The organism is Urinicoccus massiliensis, from assembly GCF_900120405.1.
Classification (GTDB): domain Bacteria; phylum Bacillota; class Clostridia; order Tissierellales; family Peptoniphilaceae; genus Urinicoccus; species Urinicoccus massiliensis.
In genome coordinates, this window is the sequence record NZ_LT635493.1 from 543,760 (window position 1) to 563,383 (window position 19,624).

At 47.9% G+C, this 19,624-nt stretch carries 18 protein-coding genes; 9 read left to right on the top strand and 9 right to left on the bottom strand.

The annotated features are described in order from the left end of the window. Positions 1-42 precede the first annotated feature (42 nt). From BQ7400_RS07255 to BQ7400_RS07275, 5 genes are all read right to left on the bottom strand, one after another. Positions 43-1,848, bottom strand: a complete 1,806-nt coding sequence (locus BQ7400_RS07255) for an LTA synthase family protein (protein WP_072469968.1) — start codon at positions 1,846-1,848, stop codon at positions 43-45. A gap of 131 nt (positions 1,849-1,979) precedes the next feature. Continuing rightward, the gene (locus BQ7400_RS07260) at positions 1,980-2,624 is read right to left on the bottom strand and encodes a PepSY domain-containing protein (protein ID WP_072469969.1); all 645 of its coding nucleotides are present in this window, start codon (positions 2,622-2,624) and stop codon (positions 1,980-1,982) included. Then, on the bottom strand, positions 2,621-3,535 hold the full coding sequence (locus BQ7400_RS07265) for a mechanosensitive ion channel family protein (protein ID WP_072469970.1): 915 nt from the start codon (positions 3,533-3,535) through the stop codon (positions 2,621-2,623). The genes BQ7400_RS07260 and BQ7400_RS07265 overlap by 4 nt, the downstream gene beginning before the upstream one ends. A 4-nt stretch (positions 3,536-3,539) precedes the next feature. Further along, positions 3,540-4,196, bottom strand: a complete 657-nt coding sequence (gene trhA / locus BQ7400_RS07270) for a PAQR family membrane homeostasis protein TrhA (protein WP_072469971.1) — start codon at positions 4,194-4,196, stop codon at positions 3,540-3,542. Between the two features lie 72 nt (positions 4,197-4,268). Beyond that, positions 4,269-5,072: a DUF4300 family protein gene (locus BQ7400_RS07275; protein WP_072469972.1), complete on the bottom strand. Its 804-nt coding sequence runs from the start codon at positions 5,070-5,072 to the stop codon at positions 4,269-4,271. Between the two features lie 129 nt (positions 5,073-5,201). On the opposite strand from BQ7400_RS07275, the gene BQ7400_RS07280 reads away from it, so the two are divergent. The 5 genes from BQ7400_RS07280 (at position 5,202) to BQ7400_RS07300 (ending at position 12,225) form a co-directional block, all read left to right on the top strand. Beyond that, positions 5,202-5,729: a DUF3783 domain-containing protein gene (locus BQ7400_RS07280; protein WP_072469973.1), complete on the top strand. Its 528-nt coding sequence runs from the start codon at positions 5,202-5,204 to the stop codon at positions 5,727-5,729. Between the two features lie 92 nt (positions 5,730-5,821). Next, entirely contained in the window at positions 5,822-6,076 is a 255-nt protein-coding gene (locus tag BQ7400_RS07285; protein WP_072469974.1) for a GlsB/YeaQ/YmgE family stress response membrane protein, read from the top strand. Between the two features lie 966 nt (positions 6,077-7,042). Next, positions 7,043-8,197, top strand: a complete 1,155-nt coding sequence (locus BQ7400_RS07290; protein WP_180371967.1) for an ISL3 family transposase — start codon at positions 7,043-7,045, stop codon at positions 8,195-8,197. Positions 8,198-8,915: 718 nt separating this feature from the next. After that, positions 8,916-10,394 carry a nicotinate phosphoribosyltransferase gene (locus BQ7400_RS07295; protein WP_083553297.1) on the top strand — a complete coding sequence of 493 codons (1,479 nt, stop codon included), beginning with the start codon at positions 8,916-8,918 and terminating at the stop codon, positions 10,392-10,394. 16 nt (positions 10,395-10,410) lie between these two features. Further along, positions 10,411-12,225, top strand: coding sequence for a bifunctional metallophosphatase/5'-nucleotidase (locus BQ7400_RS07300; protein ID WP_072469976.1), 1,815 nt, complete (start codon positions 10,411-10,413; stop codon positions 12,223-12,225). On the opposite strand, the gene BQ7400_RS07305 is transcribed toward BQ7400_RS07300, so the two are convergent. From BQ7400_RS07305 to BQ7400_RS07315, 3 genes are read right to left on the bottom strand one after another with little or no spacing between them, the layout of a single operon-like run. Continuing rightward, the gene (locus tag BQ7400_RS07305) at positions 12,206-12,835 is read right to left on the bottom strand and encodes an amino acid ABC transporter ATP-binding protein (protein ID WP_072469977.1); all 630 of its coding nucleotides are present in this window, start codon (positions 12,833-12,835) and stop codon (positions 12,206-12,208) included. The genes BQ7400_RS07300 and BQ7400_RS07305 overlap by 20 nt on opposite strands. Beyond that, the gene (locus BQ7400_RS07310; RefSeq protein WP_072469978.1) at positions 12,822-13,472 is read right to left on the bottom strand and encodes an amino acid ABC transporter permease; all 651 of its coding nucleotides are present in this window, start codon (positions 13,470-13,472) and stop codon (positions 12,822-12,824) included. The genes BQ7400_RS07305 and BQ7400_RS07310 overlap by 14 nt, the downstream gene beginning before the upstream one ends. Next, the gene (locus BQ7400_RS07315) at positions 13,469-14,266 is read right to left on the bottom strand and encodes an amino acid ABC transporter substrate-binding protein (protein WP_072469979.1); all 798 of its coding nucleotides are present in this window, start codon (positions 14,264-14,266) and stop codon (positions 13,469-13,471) included. Before BQ7400_RS07315 ends, BQ7400_RS07310 begins: the two co-directional genes overlap by 4 nt. Positions 14,267-14,445: 179 nt before the next feature. Here BQ7400_RS07315 and BQ7400_RS07320 point away from each other — a divergent pair, with 179 nt between their 5' ends. From BQ7400_RS07320 to BQ7400_RS07335, 4 genes are read left to right on the top strand one after another with little or no spacing between them, the layout of a single operon-like run. Further along, complete coding sequence (locus BQ7400_RS07320) at positions 14,446-15,768, top strand: MATE family efflux transporter (protein ID WP_072469980.1); 1,323 nt, start codon at positions 14,446-14,448, stop codon at positions 15,766-15,768. Position 15,769: 1 nt separating this feature from the next. After that, positions 15,770-16,621: a hypothetical protein gene (locus tag BQ7400_RS10630; protein ID WP_072469981.1), complete on the top strand. Its 852-nt coding sequence runs from the start codon at positions 15,770-15,772 to the stop codon at positions 16,619-16,621. A gap of 16 nt (positions 16,622-16,637) precedes the next feature. Beyond that, complete coding sequence (locus BQ7400_RS07330; protein ID WP_072469982.1) at positions 16,638-17,141, top strand: nucleoside 2-deoxyribosyltransferase; 504 nt, start codon at positions 16,638-16,640, stop codon at positions 17,139-17,141. Continuing rightward, positions 17,142-18,407 carry a dihydroorotase gene (locus BQ7400_RS07335; protein WP_083553298.1) on the top strand — a complete coding sequence of 422 codons (1,266 nt, stop codon included), beginning with the start codon at positions 17,142-17,144 and terminating at the stop codon, positions 18,405-18,407. It begins immediately after the preceding gene. Positions 18,408-18,542: 135 nt separating this feature from the next. On the opposite strand, the gene BQ7400_RS07340 is transcribed toward BQ7400_RS07335, so the two are convergent. Continuing rightward, entirely contained in the window at positions 18,543-19,568 is a 1,026-nt protein-coding gene (locus BQ7400_RS07340) for a threonine aldolase family protein (RefSeq protein ID WP_072469983.1), read from the bottom strand. Between the last annotated feature and the right edge of the window lie 56 nt (positions 19,569-19,624).

Below are 19,624 nucleotides of genomic sequence, written 5' to 3' on the forward strand. Positions count from 1 at the left end.
CTCCTTATTGAAAAGGCCTAGACCGCAGCCTAAGCCTTTGTTTTACTTATTTCTCTTTTGTCTGGATAGGTAGTATTCGTAGTTCAATACATTCTTGCGGATCTTTTCTCCCTGGTCGGACAATTTCAAGGTCCATTGGCCATTTTCAAAGAAGAAGTTGTCTTTCATAACACTTTGCCGGTCCATATAGTCTTGGGAAAAAGCGGTGTACTTGTCTCCCCGCCAACCCAGGGTCTTAAAGACATAGTCCATTAAGAGGTTGGCGTCCAGGTTGGGTCCTTGGCCCACCAGGTTTTTCCCGGCAAAAAGTTCCTTGGCCGCCGGGTTGGCCCAGACAATATAGGGGGTTTCATAGGTATTGACAGACCCCTCCAGGCTGGATAGGTCACAGGGAATCCCCATCATGGACATGCCAATGGCTTGGTCTCCCATAGAGGGACAGTGGTCGCCAAAGAGGATTAAAATCGTAGGCTCTTGGTCCCGTAAATTGTCCACCAGGTATTTGAGGTTTTCCGTGGTGTCCTTGACTCCCCGCAGGTAGTGGTTAAAGGCCCAGTATTGGTTTTCATCATAGCCATCCTGCTTGGTGACAATTTCTTGCCCCGGTTCAAGGGGCTCTGTGGGATAGGGGCCATGGCCCTGGTAGGTAATGGACCAGGAAAAATAGGGTTGGTCCTGGCTGGCCCGGTCCTTGAAAATCCTCATCAGTTCCGGGAAAAATTCGCAGTCTGGTAAAATTCCTTCCCTAACCGCCTTGCTAAAGTAGTTTTGTTCATAGAAAAAGTTGTCAAAACCCACCTTGGGATAGAGGTTCTTCCGGTTGTTAAAGAGCCCGTCGCTGGGGTGGAAGGCCTCGGCCCGGTAGCCTTGGTCCTTGAAATAGCTGACATGGGTCTTGCGGTCTGTGGTGTAGTTGGGGCTGTGTTTATAGCCCGACCAAAACATCTTTTCCGTCACCAGGGTTCCGCCGCCAAAGGTGTCTACATAGAGGTTGCCGGAAATAATTTCATTTTTCAATTGGTACCAGTAGGCATAGGGATTTTCCCTAAAGACCATCCGGGGGTTTTGGAACTTGTAAAAATCCTTGTAGGATTCCAGCATGATGCACATAAAGTTGACCTTTTGCCCCGCCGGTATGTCTGCGTCTTGATAGGCCTTGTCGGTTTCCAAGGCCTCTTTTTCATTGTAGTCGTCATAGATATAGCCCCGGGAATCCTTAAAGGAATAAACCAGGGGGTAGGCAAAACCCTTGGAGGCATAATTGTTGAGGCCCTGCCATGTGTTCAAGCCAGAATTGACCCCCAGGTCTTGAAAGCGAACCGGGTCCATCATAAAATTAGATGCCAGGTAGATAAAGATAAAGAGGGAAATCAAGCTCCCTAGGCAACGGACTTCCAAATTCATAGGAATCCTGCCCCGGGAAAAAAGCAGGGACCAGGCAAAGACTGCCAGGCCAAAAACCACAAAGATGACCACCAGCTTGGGGTCCAGCTTGAGAGAATACTTTTTCGCCATGAGCAAGGCCTCCCGGACCAGCTTGATGTCGCTGGCAAAGAGAAATTCCTGCCGGTACTGGATCTTTAAAACATTGATATAGCTTAATAGCATCCAAAAAATGCTGTTGACCAGGATAGAAACCTGGAGACTGCCAAAGAAAAAGGCCAAAAAAACCACCATCAAAAAGATGGGGATAAAGTTATAGATAAAAATGTCCACAGGTTTAAAGAAGGTCCAAAAAAGTCCTTCTTGAAACTTTTCCCCTACCAGGTAAAGACTCAGGAGGGTAATGACCAGGGCCGTTAGGGCCGACCCCAAAATAAATTTTCCACTTAAATTTAAATATTTCATAGGCTCTCCAAACTTATTTAATGGCTCTATTATACGCTTTATTGGTCTTTTCGTCAATTTTTCAAAAGCTTAGGGTAAGATTAAAAAAAGACCCCGGAAAAATCTCTCCGGGGTTCTAGCTCTTTTAAAAATTACATATCCAGGTCAAGAACTTCTAAAGTTTTTGCATCCAATTTCACTTCCAAGTCGTCTTGGTTGCCCTTTTCAAGAAAAACTTCATAGACAAGAGAAACTTCATAGACCGGTCGCTTATTTTCCACTTCTAAAGACCAGGATTTTACATACAGGTATTGGCTCTTGGCTGCAGCTAAGGCTGCATCCATGGCTTCTTTTTCTGTCTTGACTTGGCTTAGGTCCAGGGCTTGAATCATGGGATTGTTTTCATTTTCTTGTGCTTGCTTTAAGATTTGCCCCGATCCAGCATGGACTTGGAGTTCATAGTCTTGCTTGGGGTCTTTTCCTTCCAATTCATAGACAAAGTTGCCATTTTCTTCTTCAAAGGAAACTCCTGTTAATTGGGCTTGGGGATATTCCTTTTTAAAGGCATCCACTGCCTGGGCCAGGCTGACGGGATAGGTCTTTTCATCCACAGCCTGGATATTGGCTTGGACTTGACCTGCTGAAGCATTGCTTTGGTCTTGGCTTTCCACAGAGGCTTGGGCTTGGTTTGCATTTGCCTTGGCCGTGTTGCCTGTGTCGGCATTTTTTGGACCTCCACAGGCACATAGGACTGTCATTAAAAGTGCTGTCAATCCTAGTTTCACTTGTTTTTTCATTCTCTTTCTCCTGACTTTTCTCCATCTTTTCTTTCTTCAATTCGTACAATCTTATGGGCCAGGCGGATTCCCTCTCGGTCAAAGGCCTTTTTCACAGCCACAGCAATATCCGAACAGGCCCCAGCATAGTCCACGTCCCGGCTAAAACCCCGGAAGACAAAAACCATGCCATAGTCTAAAACTTCGTCCAGAAAAATTCCATAGTCCCGGCTATGGTTGAGACAGTCCAAACCGTCCATGGCCCGGGATGCCACCTCAATGACCCGGTCAATATCCTCATCCAGGTCCACCGTCAACCGGGCCTGGGCCCCTACCAGGGGTTCTTGGGACAAGTTGGCCAGGACCGAAGACATCATAGTCTTGTTGGGAAAAATATGGTGGAAGCCCCTGGCATCCAGCAAGACCGTTTGAAAGAGGCGGATTTCAAAAACCCGGTAGAGGCCATCCAGGTCCCGGATGGACACAAAGTCCCCCACCTGGTAGGGCTTCAAAACCACCAGCAGGATCCCCGATGCCAAGTCCGCCAGGTTCCCCTGGAGGGCCAGGCCAATGGCGATACCAAAGGTACCAATCAGGGCCACCAAAGAAGTCGTCTTAAGACCCAGGTTTCCCGCCACAATCGTCACCAGGAAAAAATACAAGACCCCCTTGACCCCCACCAGGAGGAAGTGGCTCAAGGCCTTGTTGACCCCCTGCTGCTTCATGATTTTGGCCAAAAGATGGGTCACCAGGCGGATCAGGTAAAAACCCACAATAAAAATCACCAGGCCCAAAGCCAGAGGCTTAGCCAACCTATGCCAGTCAATATTCGCCCAAAAAGAGGGCTTGGTTATCTCTTCAATTTTTTCTGCCTCCTCCTCCAGGTTGGCCGTATTCAAGGCCGCCCCCAGGAGGTTCAATCCATACTTCATCAAATCATCCCTTCAAAACAGCTAACTGCAAGCCAAAGACTAGGCTCACCAGCTGGGTCACAGCTCCAGCCAAGACAAACAAGTGCCAAACCACATGGTGGTAGGTCCAGGATGTCTTCCGGTAAAAATAGGTTCCCAGGGTATAGAGAATGCCCCCTAATAAAATCCCCAGCATATACTTGATCCCCATGGTTTTTACCAGGCCAGGAATCAAGAAGGCCGAAATCCAACCCATGCCGATATAGAGAAGGGTCGACAATTTAGTGTACTTATCATAACGGCCTATGGTAAATAACTTAAAGCAAAAACCCGCCAGGGCCAATCCCCAGATCAAGATTAAAAATAAAATGGCCCCTGTATTTTCAAATAAGGACAAGACAATGGGGGTATAGGACCCGGCAATAAAGATAAAAATTGCACTATGGTCAAAAACCCGCAAAAGATTTTTCTCCGACCGGATGGGGATGCCATGGTAGAGGGTAGAAGCCAAAAACAAGAGGATAAAGCTGGATATGTAGACCAGCTCTCCCACAAAAATCCGGCTGGCATAGGCCCTATGGTAGACACACAAGAGGACACAGGTCGTGATACCAAGAAAAACCCCCAGACCATGGCTAATGGAATTTAAAATTTCTAAAAAAGTTTTTTGCTTCATTTTCATCTTTCCACCTCACAAGTAAACCCTTATCTTTATTAATACCCAAGTTCATGTCCACTTCCACAAAAACTAGCCCTAGTCCCAGGCCAGGACCTTCATATCCTCTGTAATAACCAGGTTGGGAATATCCTCTGCCTCGTAGCGGTCCTCCAAAATACGGACCAATTGGTCCTTGGAGTCCAGGGATAAAAGAGAATAGGGCTCGTTGATGGCCCGTTTTTCAAAAAAGTAATAGCGGCCCCCATCTTCCATTAAAAGCCCGCAGTGGCCCACAAAATAAACCCCCTGGTCCGGGTCCTCCAAATAGACCATGACAACCTTGGCCCCCTGGTGGTTTTTAAAGCCCCTGGCATCCAAGGCCTCTTGAAAGATCCTCTTCCGGTCCTCTTTGGATTGGGCCTTCCGGTCCAGGGTAATTTCATTAAAAAGCCCCGCATAGGTCCTGGGATCAATTTTTTTCAAAGCCGGATTTTTAGCCAGGTCCTCCCGGTCAAAGGCCAGGTAGGTCCCCTGAAAATCCGCCTTCTTCACCTCCAGGGCCTGGCCGTAAACCCGCATCAAAGTCTCCCGACAATTACTGTCCTGGAAGTCCGGATGGTCCTTTAAAAAATCACTATTAAAAGAAAAAGGATCATAGGTCGCCTGGTCCAAGGCCACAAAAGAAGGATACACCCGGTCCCCATTGGTGGAATTAAAAAGCGCACTTTCCGCCAAGACCCCCTCTAGGTCCCTGAGGCCGAACCTTTCCCCTAGTTTCTTGAGGCAGGAGTTACTTTCCGGACCCCCCAGGTTGGTCACCAGAGGCCCCTTCTTGCCCCCGCCACAAGCTGCCAGGGTCAAAACCAGGACCCCCAATAAACAACAAAAAAATCTTTTCATCAAACCTTCTCCTTCTATCTTCTTCCCCTTCTTCCTGTTAGATACAAGCGGAAATCGGGTATATTTTTAAAGTATATGTCCTTATTTTACCATAAGTTTAAGGACCTAAAAAAATAAGTAGGTGAAAAAATGCTATTAGTTTACGGTTTAGACCAAGAAAAATTAAACTTTATCCAAGACCTGGCCCAAAAATACTCCTTTACCGTCAAGGAAGTCCGGGACCAAGACACCCTCTATACAGCCGGCCACCTGGCCCAAATCCCCGACGCCGACCCCAGAAAATTCGTCAAAGAAGACTATCCCCAAGACATGGAATTTTTGCTTTTTTGCCAAATTGACCGGGAAGCCCTCTACGGATTTTTGCAAGAAGCCCATGAACAAGGCTACCAATTTCCCCACAAGGCCGTTTTGACGGAAACCACCAAGGCCTGGCCCTTTTCCTACCTCCTGGGCCACATTGCCCAAGAACACCAAGTCATGCAGGCCTACAACCGCCTGGGGAAAAAAATCAAACAATGCCAAGACCTCCAAGACCCCAGCCTGGACCCATTGATTCGCCAGGCCAAGTCCCTGGCAAAGCTGGGAGATGACCTGACCTTGGATCATATTTTGGACCTGGAAAAACAAATCGACCAGCTTTTAGCAGGAAAAGAATGAACAAAATTATGTTTTAACCACCCTCTTCTGGGTAAAAAATAAGTGAACTTATTTACTAGTACTTTATAAAACGAACCACAAGGAGGTAGACTATGGGTATTATTAGTTGGATTATTTTTGGAGCAATTGCAGGCTGGTTGGCAAGTAAAGTTACAGGAGACGATCCTAATATGGGTGCCGGAGCCAACATTATCGTTGGGATTATCGGATCCTTTATTGGTGGATTCATCGGAACCAACATCTTCCATTTCGGAAAAGTATCTGGTTTCAACCTGTCTTCTTTCCTAATCGCCATTGCCGGCTCCGTCATTTTGTTATTAATCCTCGGCGCCATTCGAAAAAAATAAACCTGCCAGCCGGAAAACCCGGCTGGTTTTTTTATGACCTAACCCGAAATCTTCGATTTCCCAATGTAGGGGCGACCTTGTTCATGACCTATCCCAATGAAGTCAAGCGAAGCGAAGGCTGAATTGAGGAAGGTTCGCAGACAATTGCAGCCAAATTAAAAATTTGGGCAATTGGTTGCATAAGACCTACTATGGCTCCTTCGTCGCCAAGTTAGGTCTGGAAGAGGTCGCGGCGTTTCAAATCTTTGATTTGACAGCAAGCGACCATCCCTGCTATAGATACTAACCCAATGAAGCCAAGGACCGATTCCCCATGTAGGGGCCGGCCTGTCCGGCCCTTATTTGTAAACAGGTGATATAAATATAGAGAATAAAAACAATAACCATGATTCCCCCATATCAACCTCTTCCCCCTTGCAAAAGGGCGATATAAAATCGCCCCTACGATCCTTCCGGCAATATGTTCGAAAATCTACCAATTCAATTATTTCATTAAACATAAGAAACAAGATCAATACCCAAACCCCAAAATACACATATCCGGAATTGTGGTAAGGCGGCACAGGGCCGCCCCTACAAAACCCTCCATCACCTTCTCCCCCATATCAACATATTACCCCTTATAAAAAAGGCGATATAGCCGTCAATTTCTAGCTAGGGCTTTCACTGTCGATTTCTGCCAATCGGCCTTCGTTTCTCTCGGCCTCTTGGGAAATCTTAGTATCTGACCTTCCTCAATTCAGCCTTCGCTTCGCTTGGCTTCATTGGGATAGGTCATTAAAATCGCCCCTACAAATATATTCATCTTTGTAAAAAGGTTCTATAATAAATGTTGGGGTCCCCCTAGACTCCAACATTTATTTTTTGCTATAAAAAATGCACTTATCTCTTTTTTCCTTTACAATAAAGTTACCACAACAAAATGAAAGGGTGAGATAAGTGCAAAACTATACTAACACAAATCTATTGAATTTAAAAGGTGTCTCTATTGACGAGGTGGTCTCTTTTGATGATCACATTGATGTAAAACTCCATTCTTTATACAAGGAGGGACTTTGTCCTGTTTGTGGGCATAAGACCTCTCGCATCCATGATTATCGTCTGCAAAGGATCCAACATACGCCCATTGGCTTGCGGAAGGTCTTTCTTTTTCTTCGGAAGAAGCGCTTTGTTTGTCCTCATTGTCAGAAGCGCTTTTATGAGTCTTTGGATTTCTTAGCTCCTTATTCTAGACGGACTAAGGATCTCCACTTCTTTATCCAAGACCAATTAAAACAGGTCCGGTCTTTATCTTCTATTGCCAAGGACTTGGGTTTATCTTCCTCTTGTCTCACAAGCTATCTAAAGTTGGCTCCAAGGAGGCGGCCAAATCTTCCTCGGGTCTTAAGTATGGATGAGTTTAAGGGAAATGCTGGTGGGGATAAATACCAATGTATTTTAGTGGATCCAATCCATCACCAGGTACTGGATATTTTACCCTCTCGACGAAAGAAGGCTTTAATGGACTACTTTTCTTCTTTTCCCAAGGAAGAACGAAGAAGGGTGAAGTATGTGGTTATGGATATGAGTCATCTTTTCTACGCCGTCTTAAAGGAATTCTTCCCTCAGGCAACCTTCATTGCGGATAAGTTTCATTTTGCCAGACAAGTCTTTTGGGCCTTAGAGAATGTCCGCAAGACACGACAAAAGGCAAGGGATGCAAAGTATCGCCTCTACTTTAAACGGTCCAAGTCCATCCTACGGAAAAAAGGCAGTCGGCTAAGCCCCGAAGAAAAAGAAAAGCTGGAACTAATGCTTTGGCAAGACAAGGAAATCAAAGAAGCTTATTTCTTAAAAGAACGCTTTTATGACGTCTTAGATGCCTCCAGCAAAGAAGAAGCAAGACAGGCCTTAGACAAGTGGATCTGGACAGCCAAAGAAAGTGAATTAAAGGAATTTAAAGCCAGTATTCGGGCCTATGAAAACTGGAAAGAAGAAATCCTAAACGCCTTTTCCACAGGCATCACCAATGGACAAACAGAAGGCTTTAACAACAAAATCAAAGTGATTAAACGGGTTTCCTATGGGTATCGGAATTTTGAGAACTTTAAGAGTCGCATTTTAATGGTCTTTCGGGCATAAAGAAGGGGCGAGAATGAATCTCACCCCAACATTTGACAAAGAGCCTGTAAAAAAGGCATTCAACACCCACACCCAAAAAATCCCAATAAAAAAAGGCCTCCCGGCCAATAAAATAAAAAAATACCTTGTCATCCATCCAACGCGTCTATTGTAGGTTCCATTCACATCTCTCTTTCCTGACTCTCTTGGGCTCTTGCCCCGGTCATTTCTTATCTTTCAGAGGTCTCACCTCTTGCCTTCCTATTCTGCTAAAGCAACTCGATAAGGGGATTCGAACGATTCCTCAGTCGATGGAATCTCTCTCCGACTCGGTTGTTTTCAACCACAATAGGCATCTAACTTTTATCTATGAGCTCATTTTCCTTTAAAATACACATTTTATAGTCAACATCAAATTCTTGATGTAAAGAATTAACCTTCAAATAACTTCTTCCGCTTCTTTTATCAATTCTTATCTATTTCTTAAAACCGATATAAAAGAAAGTCGAACCTCTTTGAATGTCATTTCTTCCTATTGATTTTGCGTTGGATGGAATTTTCAAGGTACAGCCAAAGGATGGAGTAACCTTTTCCTTTGGTATTCTTATAATACCCGACTCTTTTTCTTTTAAACGCTTTTTTCAAAATTTTTTTAAATTTATTTTTTTGTTTCAAAATCTTTTTATAGGCTATAATAGATAGTAAGAAATGCTTGTTTTACCAACCTAAGGAGGGTTTCATGGAAAGAATAAAATTTATGGATAAAAATAACTACACGCTTTTGGCGGATTTTTATGAATTGGCCATGGGCAATGGCTATTTTGACCAAGATATGCAAGACACTATTGTCACCTTTGACATGTTTTTCCGGTCTGTGCCGGACCAGGGGTCTTATGCCATTATTGCCGGTTTGGAGCAGTTGGTGGAATACCTGGAACAACTCCATTTTTCCGACGAGGATATTGACTTTTTACGGTCCAAGAAGATCTTCTCTGAGGGTTTTCTGGACTATTTGAGAAATTTCGAATTTACCTGTGACATGTGGGCCATTCCCGAAGGGACGGTGGCCTTTCCCCACGAACCCCTGGTTGTGGTCCGGGGTCCTGTTATCCAGGCCCAACTTTTGGAAACCATGGTGCTTTTAACCATCAACCACCAGTCCATGATTGCCACCAAGGCCAACCGGATTTGCTATTCGGCCCAAGGCCGTCCCGTGGTGGAATTCGGGTCCCGCCGGGCCCAGGGTTATTCCGGGGCCAACCTGGGGGCTCGGGCTGCCTATATCGGGGGCTGTGCCGGTACGGCCAACACCCTGGCTGAGAAAATCTACGGGGTTCCAGCTGTGGGGACCATGGCCCATTCCTGGGTCCAAATGTTTCCTACAGAAAAGGAGGCCTTTGACGCCTTTGCCCAAACCTACCCCCACAACTGCATCCTCTTGGTGGACACCTACGATGTCTTGAAGCAGGGGGTTCCCAATGCCATTGCAACTTTTGACCAATATTTAAAACCCAAGGGAATTAAAAATATGGGGATCCGGATTGACTCCGGAGATATTGCCTACCTGTCTAAAAAGGCCCGGAAGATGCTGGACGATGCCGGCTACCCCTATGCCAAGATCATGGCATCCAACTCCCTGGACGAATTTGTCATTGAGGCTCTTTTGACTCAAGGAGCCAAGCTGGATTCTTTCGGCGTTGGTGAAAGGCTCATTACCTCCAAGAGCGACCCGGTTTTTGGCGGGGTCTACAAGCTCACCAGTGTGGAAAGAGACGGTCAATTGGAACCCACTATTAAGATTTCCGAAAATATTTCCAAAATCACCACCCCCGGTTTTAAAAAGGTCTACCGTTTTTACGACAAGGAAACAGACAAGGCCCTGGCCGACCTCATTAGCCTCCAGGACGAACCGGCCCCCCAAGGGGAGGATTTTGAAATCTTCCACCCCCTCTACACCTGGAAGACCCGGACTCTTTCTAATTATACGGTTAAACCCCTCTTGGAAAGGATCTATGACAAGGGAAAATTGGTCTATGACCTGCCAAAGCTGGACCAAATCCGCAACCACGCCCAGGAAGAGCTGGACCGGCTTTGGGATGAAATGAAGCGCTTTGACAACCCCCAAGACTACCATGTGGACTTGTCGCAAAAGTTGTGGGATGTCCGGAGCAAGCTTTTGAAGGAACATGGCAAGGCTTCTTCTGTGAAAAAGAACTAGGGGAAGGATCTTTTTTATGCAGGAAACTTCTCTCAGTCTTTTAATCAGTTCAGACATCCACGGCTGGTACCTACCCTGGGATTACACAAAGGATGAAGAGGACGTCCATGGGTCTTTGGCCCAGCTTGCTACGGCCATCAAGGCCATCAAAAGGGACTGTGACCATGTCCTGACCTTTGATGCCGGGGACCTGGTCCAGGGAAATGCCTCTAGTCTTTTTGCCAAGGACCCGGTCCATCCTGGAATCCTGGCCCTCAATGCCATTGGCTATGACGGTTGGGTCCTGGGCAACCACGAATTTGACTACGGGCCGGACTTTATCCACCGGGCCCGGGACCTCTTCCAAGGGGACATCCTCTTGGCCAACCTCCTGGACAAGGAGGGCAAGCCCTATTTTAAACCCTATAAAATTTATGAATTTGACGGAATCCGGGTGGCCCTTGTGGGCCTCATTACCCCCCTGGTGGGGGAATTCAAGGAAAAGTCGTCCGTCTTGGAAGAATTTACCATTCAAGACCCGGTCCAAGCCCTGGAAAGAGTCTTTGCTGACATGCCCCCAGTGGATGCAAAAATCGGCATCTTCCACATGGGGATCCAAAATGAAAATGCCCACCCCAATACGGGGGTCCGGGATATTATCCAAAAGATTTCCACTTCTTTTGACCTGGTGGCTGGGGCCCATATGCACCAGCTGGAAAGGGGCCTTTTAATTAACAAGACCCTGGTGGCTGAGGCAGGTATGTTTGCCACCCACCTCTTGAAAATGGACTTGCACTTTAAAAAGACCCCGGAATCTACCTATATATCCCAGAGGTCTTCCTCTCTCATCCCCATCTACCAGGACGGAGATATCCTGGCACCGGACAAGGAAATTATTGACTTGCTAAAGCCCTACCACCTCAAGGCCAAAAAGACTTCGGAAGAGGTCTTGGGCCAGGTGGACCAGGCCATGGTGGCTCCAAGTTCCATTGCAAACTACCCCCACATTGCCTCCTATCCCTCTGCCTGGACCGCCTGGATTGGGTCAGTCCTCTTGGAGGCGTCTGGGGCGGACCTAGTGGCCTTCCACCTGGACAACCCCTACCCTCAAATCTTCCCCGGTCCCTTCAGAAAAAAAGACATCTACCGCAACTACCACTATGCTGGCGGGGAGATGTCTGTCTATGAACTTGAGGGCCGGCAGTTGAAGCGCTATATGGAGTGGTCGGTTTCTTATTTCAACCGCCTCCATCCCGGGGACATCACCCTGAGTATCCAGCCCCAAAGGGCCCGGTTAAAGTATTCAACCTTTGACTTTTTTGCCGGCCTGGACTACCGGGTGGACTACAACCAACCTGGGGGCCAAAGGATTGTCAGCTTGACCTGGCCCGACGGCCGGCCCCTTCAAGACCATGACCGGGTCCGGCTAGGGGTTAACTCCTACCGGATGAAGGCCCTCCTATCTCAAAACGGGGTCTTGGCCGGGGAGGAGGTCCCCTTCCTCTATGCCACCACAGACCAGGACCGGCTGGGACCAAAAAAAGGCCGGATCCAAGACCTCTTAAAGGAAGATGTCCGTCGCCGGGGAAGTTTAGGGAATCATTTCCACTCTTCCATGACGGTGGTGGGACCGGACACTTCTTCCCCAGAGGCCCAAGCCGGCCTAAGGCTTCTGGAGCTGGGCTATTTAAAACTAGACCCCAGCCCTAGTAAAAGCATCAATATTTATGAAAATATGCCTGTCCAAGACCAAAAAGACCTCTTTGACCGCCTGGGCCTGGAGGACTATCCCCAAGAGGATGCCCGACGGGGCGAGGTCTACTTGAAATGCCTTAATTTTCTTGGCTTATAAAGTGGCCATCTTGGATGGTCAGGATCTTGTCGGCCACCTCTTTGGCAAAATGACTGTCGTGGGTGACAATGAGAATGGTCATCCCCCTTTGGACCAGGCCCTTAATGAGGTCGTAAATAGTCTTTTTGGCTTGGTCATCCAAGGCCGAGGTTGGCTCGTCTAAGCAAAGGACCTTGGGATTTTCCATACAGGCCCGGGCAATGGCCACTCTTTGCTTTTGCCCCCCGGACAGGATTTCCGGATAGGCCTCTTTTTTATCTTCCATGCCCATCAGCTCCAAGAGTTGTTGGGCTTTTTCTTTGGCTGCCTTGAGGTCCCTCTTGTGGTATCTGGAAGCCAAAAGCAAGTTTTCCTCTACATTGAGGTTGGGAAAGAGCTGGAAGTCTTGAAAGACCAGGCCAATGTCCTTGCTTTCCAGGACTTGGTCCTGCCAAAAAACCTCTCCTGCATCTAGGTCTTCCAAGCCCAGGAGGCAACGGAGGAAGGTGGTTTTCCCCTCTCCACTCTTTCCTTGGATACAGGTAATGGTTTCAGGAGGAATTTCCACAGACAGGTCCTCCCAAAGGACCTTGTCTCCAAAGGATTTTTTAAAGCCTTTAATTTTTAACATAGGACCCACCTCCTCTTGCTTCGATTTTATTGAGGATGGCTGAAACTACAGCCACCAAGGCCAGGTAGACCACGGCTACATAGATATAGGGAACCAAGGAAGAAAAATTCATGGAGGTTGTCTTGGCCGCCTTTAGTATATCCATGACTCCCAGGGTATAGACCAGAGAGGTGTCCTTGATGAGGGTAATGACCTCGTTGCCAATAGAGGGTAGGACCACCCGGTTGGCCTGGGGCAGGATGACCTTGAAAAAGGTAAAAGACCTGGATAGGCCCAAGACCTTGCCGGCCTCCCATTGCCCTTGGGGGATGGACTGGATTCCACCCCGGTAGATTTCAGCAAAATAGGCCGTATAGTTTAAAACAAAGGCCAGGACAATGGACCCGTTCCTAGACAGGGTCAGGCCCAAAAGAGGGAGACCAAAAAAGACAAAGAGCATTTGCAAGAGCAAGGGGGTCCCCCGCATGATGTAAATATAGATCCGGGTCAAGGTCTGGATGAATTTGTTGGATTGGATCCTTACTAGGGCCACCGGCAGGGAAAGGGGCAAAGACAAGACCAGGGTCAGGACGAAAAGTCCCAGGGTCATCTTCATCCCCTCTCCCAAAAGGGGCAGGAGCATTCTTAACATGTTCATTTACTGAAATACCGTCCTCTGATTTCTTCAAATTTTCCATTTTCTTTCAGTTGGTCCAGGGCCTTGTTTAATTCTTCTGCCAGGGCCTTGTCTTCTTTTCGCATACCTACGGCAAATTCTTCCTGGCCAAAGTTTTCCTTTAATATCTTCATCTTAACTTGGGGATTTTTCTTTAAATAGTCCCGAGCCAAGACTTCATCTACCACAAGACCGTCACTACGGCCAGATTCCACATCTTTAAAGGCTTCAATGTTGGTAGGATATTCCACCAGGGGACCTCCTAAAGAATCCACAAAGGCCTGGTCTTTTTTCACAGCTTCCAGGGCAGAACTATCTGCTTGGAGGGTTACTTTTTTCCCTTTAAAATCAGCCTTGGTCTCAATGGGAGAATCCTCCGGTACAATAATTAACTGGGTATTGTCCATATAGGGCTTGGAAAATAAAACAGCCTTTTCTCTTTCTGGGGTAATGGAGTAGCCATTCCAGATAAAGTCAATGTTTTTGGCCTCTAATTCCGCTTCCTTATAGTTCCAATCCACTGGCATAAAGTCCACCTGGATCCCCATAATCTTTGCTGCTTCCCGGGCCAGGTCCACATCGAAACCTACCAAGTCGCCCTTTTCGTCCCGGTAACCCATGGGGACAAAGGTGTCGTCTAGACCAATGATATAGGTCTTGTTTTTATCTAATCCTTCAGAAGCTTCCCCAGCTTGATTTGGGTCTTGTCCTCCTCCACAGGCCGTTAGGCAGACTCCTAAAAGTAAAACAGCGAACAAATATTTGATTGATTTCATAAGTAAGTCTCCTTTCTTACTTTATTGTAGTAAATTATAAAATTATTTATAGTATACCATCTAAAATTTTTTTGTAAAGGCCTTTTCTTTAAACTTTTGTTTTTTCTTAGGATATGTAATAATAGACTTAAATTAAAGCTAAGTTGTAGGATGAAAAAAATACGATTGAGGACGAAAAAATGAATAGCAAAACTTTTTTTAAATATGTCATTCCAACCATTTTGGCCATGTGGGTTTTTTCCATCTACACCCTGGTGGACGGATTTTTTGTGGCCCACTTTGTGGGACCTGAAGCCTTTGCCGCCGTCAACCTGGCCATGCCTGTTACCAATGCCCTTTTTTCCTTTGGGATCCTGGTGTCTGTAGGGACTTCCACCCGGATTGGGATTAACCTGGGCAAGGGCCGGGTGGACAAGGCCAATGAAATTTTTTCTTCTGTCCTCTTTGGCGCCGGCCTCCTGGCCCTGGTAACCTCCATCCTCCTGATGGTTTTTATTGAGCCCCTGGCCCATTTTTTGGGGGCCACCGGCAACCTCCACGGTCTAGTGGTGGACTACCTCTACCTGGTCCTGCCCTTTACCTTTTTCTTTATTTTGTCCTATATTTTGGAAATCATAGTCAAGGTCGACGGCATGCCCATCCTGTCCACCATTGGGGTCCTGTCCTCGGCCCTGACCAACATTATTTTAGACTATGTCTTTATCCGCTTTTTCGGCTGGGGAATCAAGGGGGCGGCCTTTGCCACAGGCCTGGCTCAAATCCTATCCTTTGTCATCTTCTTCCGCCACTTTTTCTACCACAAGGGCCGGCTGAGGATTTTACTGATCAAGCCCCAGCTGGTTTCCCTGACCAAGGCCATGAAGATTGGCTTTGGAGACTTTTTAACCGAGCTCTCCTATTCGGCCATCTTGTTTTTCTTCAACCGCAACCTCTTGGCCATTTACGGGGAGACGGGTTTGATTTCCTACACGGTTATCAACTATTTTTCCCTCCTCCTGACTATGACCATGTCCGGCATCACCCAGGGGTCCCAGCCCCTCTTTTCCCTCTACTATGGCAAGGAGGACCTGGGGGCCATCCGAAAAATTTTTGTCTCGGCCCTGGCAACGGTCTTTGTGGCCAGTATGCTCTTTTTCCTGCCGGCCCAATTTTCCCCGGCCCTCCTGGTGGGCATTTTTATCCCTAAGACGGAAGCCGCGGCCTTTGACCTGGCCATCTATGCCCTGAGACTCTATTCCATCTCCTACCTCTTTCTGGGCTACAATATCCTGGTTTCCGGCATGTCCGCCGCCTTGAACAAGCCCAGGCTAGGGATTTTAATCTCCCTGTCCCGGGGCTTTATCTTCATCTTTATCTTCCTCCACCTCTTAAAGGCCCTGGCCCCCAACTTTATCTGGCTGGCTGGTAGCCTGGCCGAGGTGGCCACCCTGGTGGTGACGGTTTTGTCCATCCTCCAGCTGAGAAAAGACCTTGCCCAGCCAGGGCAAATAGAAAGGCTATGATATGAAAGAAAATTTGGAGTCCGCCTTTGCCCTCATTCAAAGACAGCTAGAGGAAAAGGACCAAGAAATTGACCAATTAAAAAAAGAAAATGCCGTCCTCCAAAAGGAATTTGACCGGGTTTGCCAGATGCTTTCCCAGCGACAAAGACAGGAGGATGAGGCCCAGGGATTTTTCCGCCGCCTCTTCCCCAAAAAGAAAGACCCAGAGGACCAGCTGGTCCTTGCTGAAGGTCCCGGCCCGGAAAAAGAAGAGGTCCCAGAGGACCTGGGACCAAAAGACTGCTTGATCCAAGCCCTGGAAAGGGGTGGCCAGGACCTCTGGCCCAGGGCCCTGGTTTCCTACCTGGAAGAGGGCCCCAGCCAAGATGACCTCCTGGATCTTTTGGTGGACTTCTTCCCCCGGGGCAGGCTGGAGGACCTGAAGGCCCTCTTGGATATCTTAGATGAAGACAGCCTGGAAAAATTTATGGACCGCCGGGAGGATTTTTCCCTGGTCCTGGAAGATGGAAGTCTCTCTCGCCGGCAAGTCTACCAGGTCTTACGCCTCTACTATTTAAAAGAAGATTGGACCCGGGTAGACCGGGCCCTGGACCTGGTCCACAGGAGCCGGGACCCCCTCAAGGCCAAGGACCTTAAAATCCTCTACCTCCTATCTCTGACCCGGCCCATCCCCCTGCCCAGCCGGGACCTATCTGCCCTGGAAGACCTGGCCGACCCTGAAGAAACCTTTAAAAACCTGGTCTTGACCTTTAAAAAACTCCCCTGTCGAGAAAATTTCAGCCAGACCTTGGCCCGGGAATTTCCCCAGGCCCAGGACCAAAAACTCCTCTGCCTGGCCTATACCAAACTTTAATAGAAAGAAGGATACCATGAAAGGATACTTTGCCTCCCATTTTTTTAACGACGCCATGTTCCAATGGACGGAAAACTTTGCCCGGGCCATTGAAGCCCAAACCCAACTGGACCTTTATGTCCCCCAAAGAAATGCAGACATCAACGACAAGAAAAACAAGGACGACACCATTACCGCCCTAGCCATTTCCAAGGCCGACACCCAAAAACTCAAGGAAGCCAACATTCTTATTGCCTGCCTAGACGGCCTTAGCATCGACGACGGCGTGGCAGCAGAAATCATGGCCCATGGAGTCATGGCCGAATTTGAAGCAGACCATGGCATCCACTTTCCCCGGCTGATTTTGGGCATTTTGACAGATATGAGGTCCCAGGGAACTGGGGACAACCGCCTCTACCGTAACCAGATGATTATAGGAAAGATCCAAGAGCACGGCCGGGTCATCTATGGTTATCCTGGAGAAAAAACCTACATCCAAGAAACCATCCAAACCATCCAAGACTTTATGAAGGAGCATTAAATGTCAATTTTAATCCAAGGGGGCCGCTTGGTCGACCCCAGCCAAGACCTGGACCAAATTTTAGACCTCCGTCTGGACCAGGGAAAGATTGTAGAAATGGATAAGGACCTGGACCCTCAGGGAGCCCAAGTCCTAGAAGCTCATGGCGCCATCGTCAGTCCCGGCTTTATTGATGTCCATGTCCACTTTAGGGACCCAGGCTTTACCCACAAGGAAGACCTGGAAAGCGGGGCTCGCGCCGCCGCCCGAGGAGGCTACACCTCCGTCATCTGTATGGCCAATACCAAGCCTGTCATCAATACTGTCCAGGACCTAAAAAATTTCTACCAAAAAGCCCAAGACCTCCCCATCCGCCTCTACACCGTGGCGGCCTTGACCCGAGACCTTAAGGGCCAAGAGCTCAATGACCTGGAGGCCCTGGCCCAAGCCGGAGCTGTGGCCTTTTCCGACGACGGCTTCCCCTTGAAGGACCAGGCCCTTTTTGAAGAAGCCCTGGAAAGGACCAAAAAATTGGGCCTCACCATCTCCCTCCATGAAGAGGACCCGGCCCTGATTGACTGCCCTGGTTTTGACCATGGGCCCTTTGCCCAATCTCTGGGCATCCAGGGAGCACCTAGTAAAAGCGAGGACTCCTTTGTCCAAAGAGACTGCGCCCTGGCCCTATCCCACCAGGCCCCCATTGACATCCAGCACCTGTCTTCCGCCGACAGTGCCGACATCATTGCCCACTATAAAGACCTGGGAGCCCCCGTGGTTTGTGAAGTCACCCCCCACCACTTTAGTCTCAACCGGGATGCTGCCCAAGTCTATGGCAGCCTGGCCAAGATGAACCCACCCCTTAGGTCCCAGGACCATGTGGACCGGATCAAGGCCCATATTGCCAAGGGAACCATTGACTTTATTGCCACAGACCATGCTCCCCATAGCAAGGAAGAAAAAGACCAAGACCTCCTTAAGGCCCCTTCAGGCATTATTGGCCTGGAAACTGCCCTGGGTCTGAGCATTCGAGAGTTGGTCCAAGAAGGCCTTTTGGACTACAAGGCCCTGGTGGGGCTTTTGTCCTGCCATGCTGCAGACTACTTCCAACTTCCAGGAGGCAACCTAAAAATTGGTAGCCCAGCAGATATCGCCATCTTTGATCCCCGCCAAGACTGGCTCTATGATTCTAGCTTTAGCAAGTCATCCAACAGCCCCTTCCTGGGCCAAAGACTTCCAGGCAAGGTCCTCTACACCCTTTGTAGAGGAAAAATTGTCTACCAAGCTTAAAGATAAAAAACCCGGAAAGACCTTGTATCTTTCCGGGTTTTTTTATCTTCTAGTTTATGGATTTTTTCATCATGACTCTTGGGAAGAGCCTTGGTCCACTTTTTCTATCCCTCTTTCCCTTTTCCTCTTCTAAATTTATCCCACAAGACTTCTTAGGCTGTCCAAAAGGCCTTGAACTTCTTCTTCCTTGGTATGGTAGGTAGTGACAAAACGAACACATTTCCGGTCTCCTTCCAGGGGACCAAAGTCTTCAAAGGTGACTGTTTGGGCCAATTTTTCTAGCTTGCCTTCAGGCAAACTAACGAAAATTTGGTTGCTTTCTGCCGGATAGGCAAAGTCCAGTCCCAGGTCTTTGACCCCCTCTGCCAGTTTCATGGCCATGGAGTTGGCAATCTTGGCATTTTCAAAATAGAGGTCGTCTGTAAAGAGGGCTTGGTATTGGAGGCCCATTAAAAAGCCCTTGGCCGTTAGGACTCCGTGTTGTTTCAAATAATAGTGGAAGTTTTCTCCCAAGGCCTTGTTGCAAAAGACCACTGCTTCCCCAAAAAGGGCTCCATTTTTGGTTCCACCTAGGGTGAAGATGTCGCAAAGGCCAGCCAGGTCTTTTAAACTGTAGTCACAAGCCGGGCTCATGAGAGCAGACCCCATGCGAGCACCGTCGATATAGAGGTAGACGCCATGGTCTTGGCAGGCCTTGTAGATTCTTTCCAATTCGGCCTTGCGGTAGACGGTTCCCAATTCTGTACTATTGGAGATGTAGACGATTTTGGGTAGGATATTAAAAAAGTCATGGTCTTGGGCCAGGTAGTCTTCTAAGGCCTGGGGCTTGATCTTTCCGTCTTGGGATTCCACAAAGACCACCTTATGGCCTACGGCTTCCAGGGCTCCGGCTTCGTCATTGACAATGTGGCCGGATTCTGCTGCCACCACTCCTTCATAGGGCTTTAAAGTGGCCGTTAGGGAGAGGATATTGGCGCTGGTGCCACTGGGGACAAAGTTAATTTGCACGTCCCTTTTTATTTTTTCTTGGATCATTTCCTTGGCCCGGTCAGAGGCTTGGTCAAAGCCATAGCCCGGATAGACGGTGTGGACTTGGTCCATAAGTCTTTCCACGACCTTGGGATGGCCTACGCTGTTGTAGTCGTTTCGAAATTCGTACATTTTACTTCATCCTTTCTGAATTGCATTCTAAAAAATTTTGGGTTATGATTGACATA

Coding starts and splice junctions, on each gene's coding strand:
- BQ7400_RS07255 (WP_072469968.1), bottom strand. CDS start 1,848: ATGAAATATTTAAATTTAAGTGGAAAATTTATTTTGGGGTCGGCCCTA.
- BQ7400_RS07260 (WP_072469969.1), bottom strand. CDS start 2,624: ATGAAAAAACAAGTGAAACTAGGATTGACAGCACTTTTAATGACAGTC.
- BQ7400_RS07265 (WP_072469970.1), bottom strand. CDS start 3,535: ATGAAGTATGGATTGAACCTCCTGGGGGCGGCCTTGAATACGGCCAAC.
- trhA (WP_072469971.1), bottom strand. CDS start 4,196: ATGAAAATGAAGCAAAAAACTTTTTTAGAAATTTTAAATTCCATTAGC.
- BQ7400_RS07275 (WP_072469972.1), bottom strand. CDS start 5,072: ATGAAAAGATTTTTTTGTTGTTTATTGGGGGTCCTGGTTTTGACCCTG.
- BQ7400_RS07280 (WP_072469973.1), top strand. CDS start 5,202: ATGCTATTAGTTTACGGTTTAGACCAAGAAAAATTAAACTTTATCCAA.
- BQ7400_RS07285 (WP_072469974.1), top strand. CDS start 5,822: ATGGGTATTATTAGTTGGATTATTTTTGGAGCAATTGCAGGCTGGTTG.
- BQ7400_RS07295 (WP_083553297.1), top strand. CDS start 8,916: ATGGAAAGAATAAAATTTATGGATAAAAATAACTACACGCTTTTGGCG.
- BQ7400_RS07300 (WP_072469976.1), top strand. CDS start 10,411: ATGCAGGAAACTTCTCTCAGTCTTTTAATCAGTTCAGACATCCACGGC.
- BQ7400_RS07305 (WP_072469977.1), bottom strand. CDS start 12,835: ATGTTAAAAATTAAAGGCTTTAAAAAATCCTTTGGAGACAAGGTCCTT.
- BQ7400_RS07310 (WP_072469978.1), bottom strand. CDS start 13,472: ATGAACATGTTAAGAATGCTCCTGCCCCTTTTGGGAGAGGGGATGAAG.
- BQ7400_RS07315 (WP_072469979.1), bottom strand. CDS start 14,266: ATGAAATCAATCAAATATTTGTTCGCTGTTTTACTTTTAGGAGTCTGC.
- BQ7400_RS07320 (WP_072469980.1), top strand. CDS start 14,446: ATGAATAGCAAAACTTTTTTTAAATATGTCATTCCAACCATTTTGGCC.
- BQ7400_RS10630 (WP_072469981.1), top strand. CDS start 15,770: ATGAAAGAAAATTTGGAGTCCGCCTTTGCCCTCATTCAAAGACAGCTA.
- BQ7400_RS07330 (WP_072469982.1), top strand. CDS start 16,638: ATGAAAGGATACTTTGCCTCCCATTTTTTTAACGACGCCATGTTCCAA.
- BQ7400_RS07335 (WP_083553298.1), top strand. CDS start 17,142: ATGTCAATTTTAATCCAAGGGGGCCGCTTGGTCGACCCCAGCCAAGAC.
- BQ7400_RS07340 (WP_072469983.1), bottom strand. CDS start 19,568: ATGTACGAATTTCGAAACGACTACAACAGCGTAGGCCATCCCAAGGTC.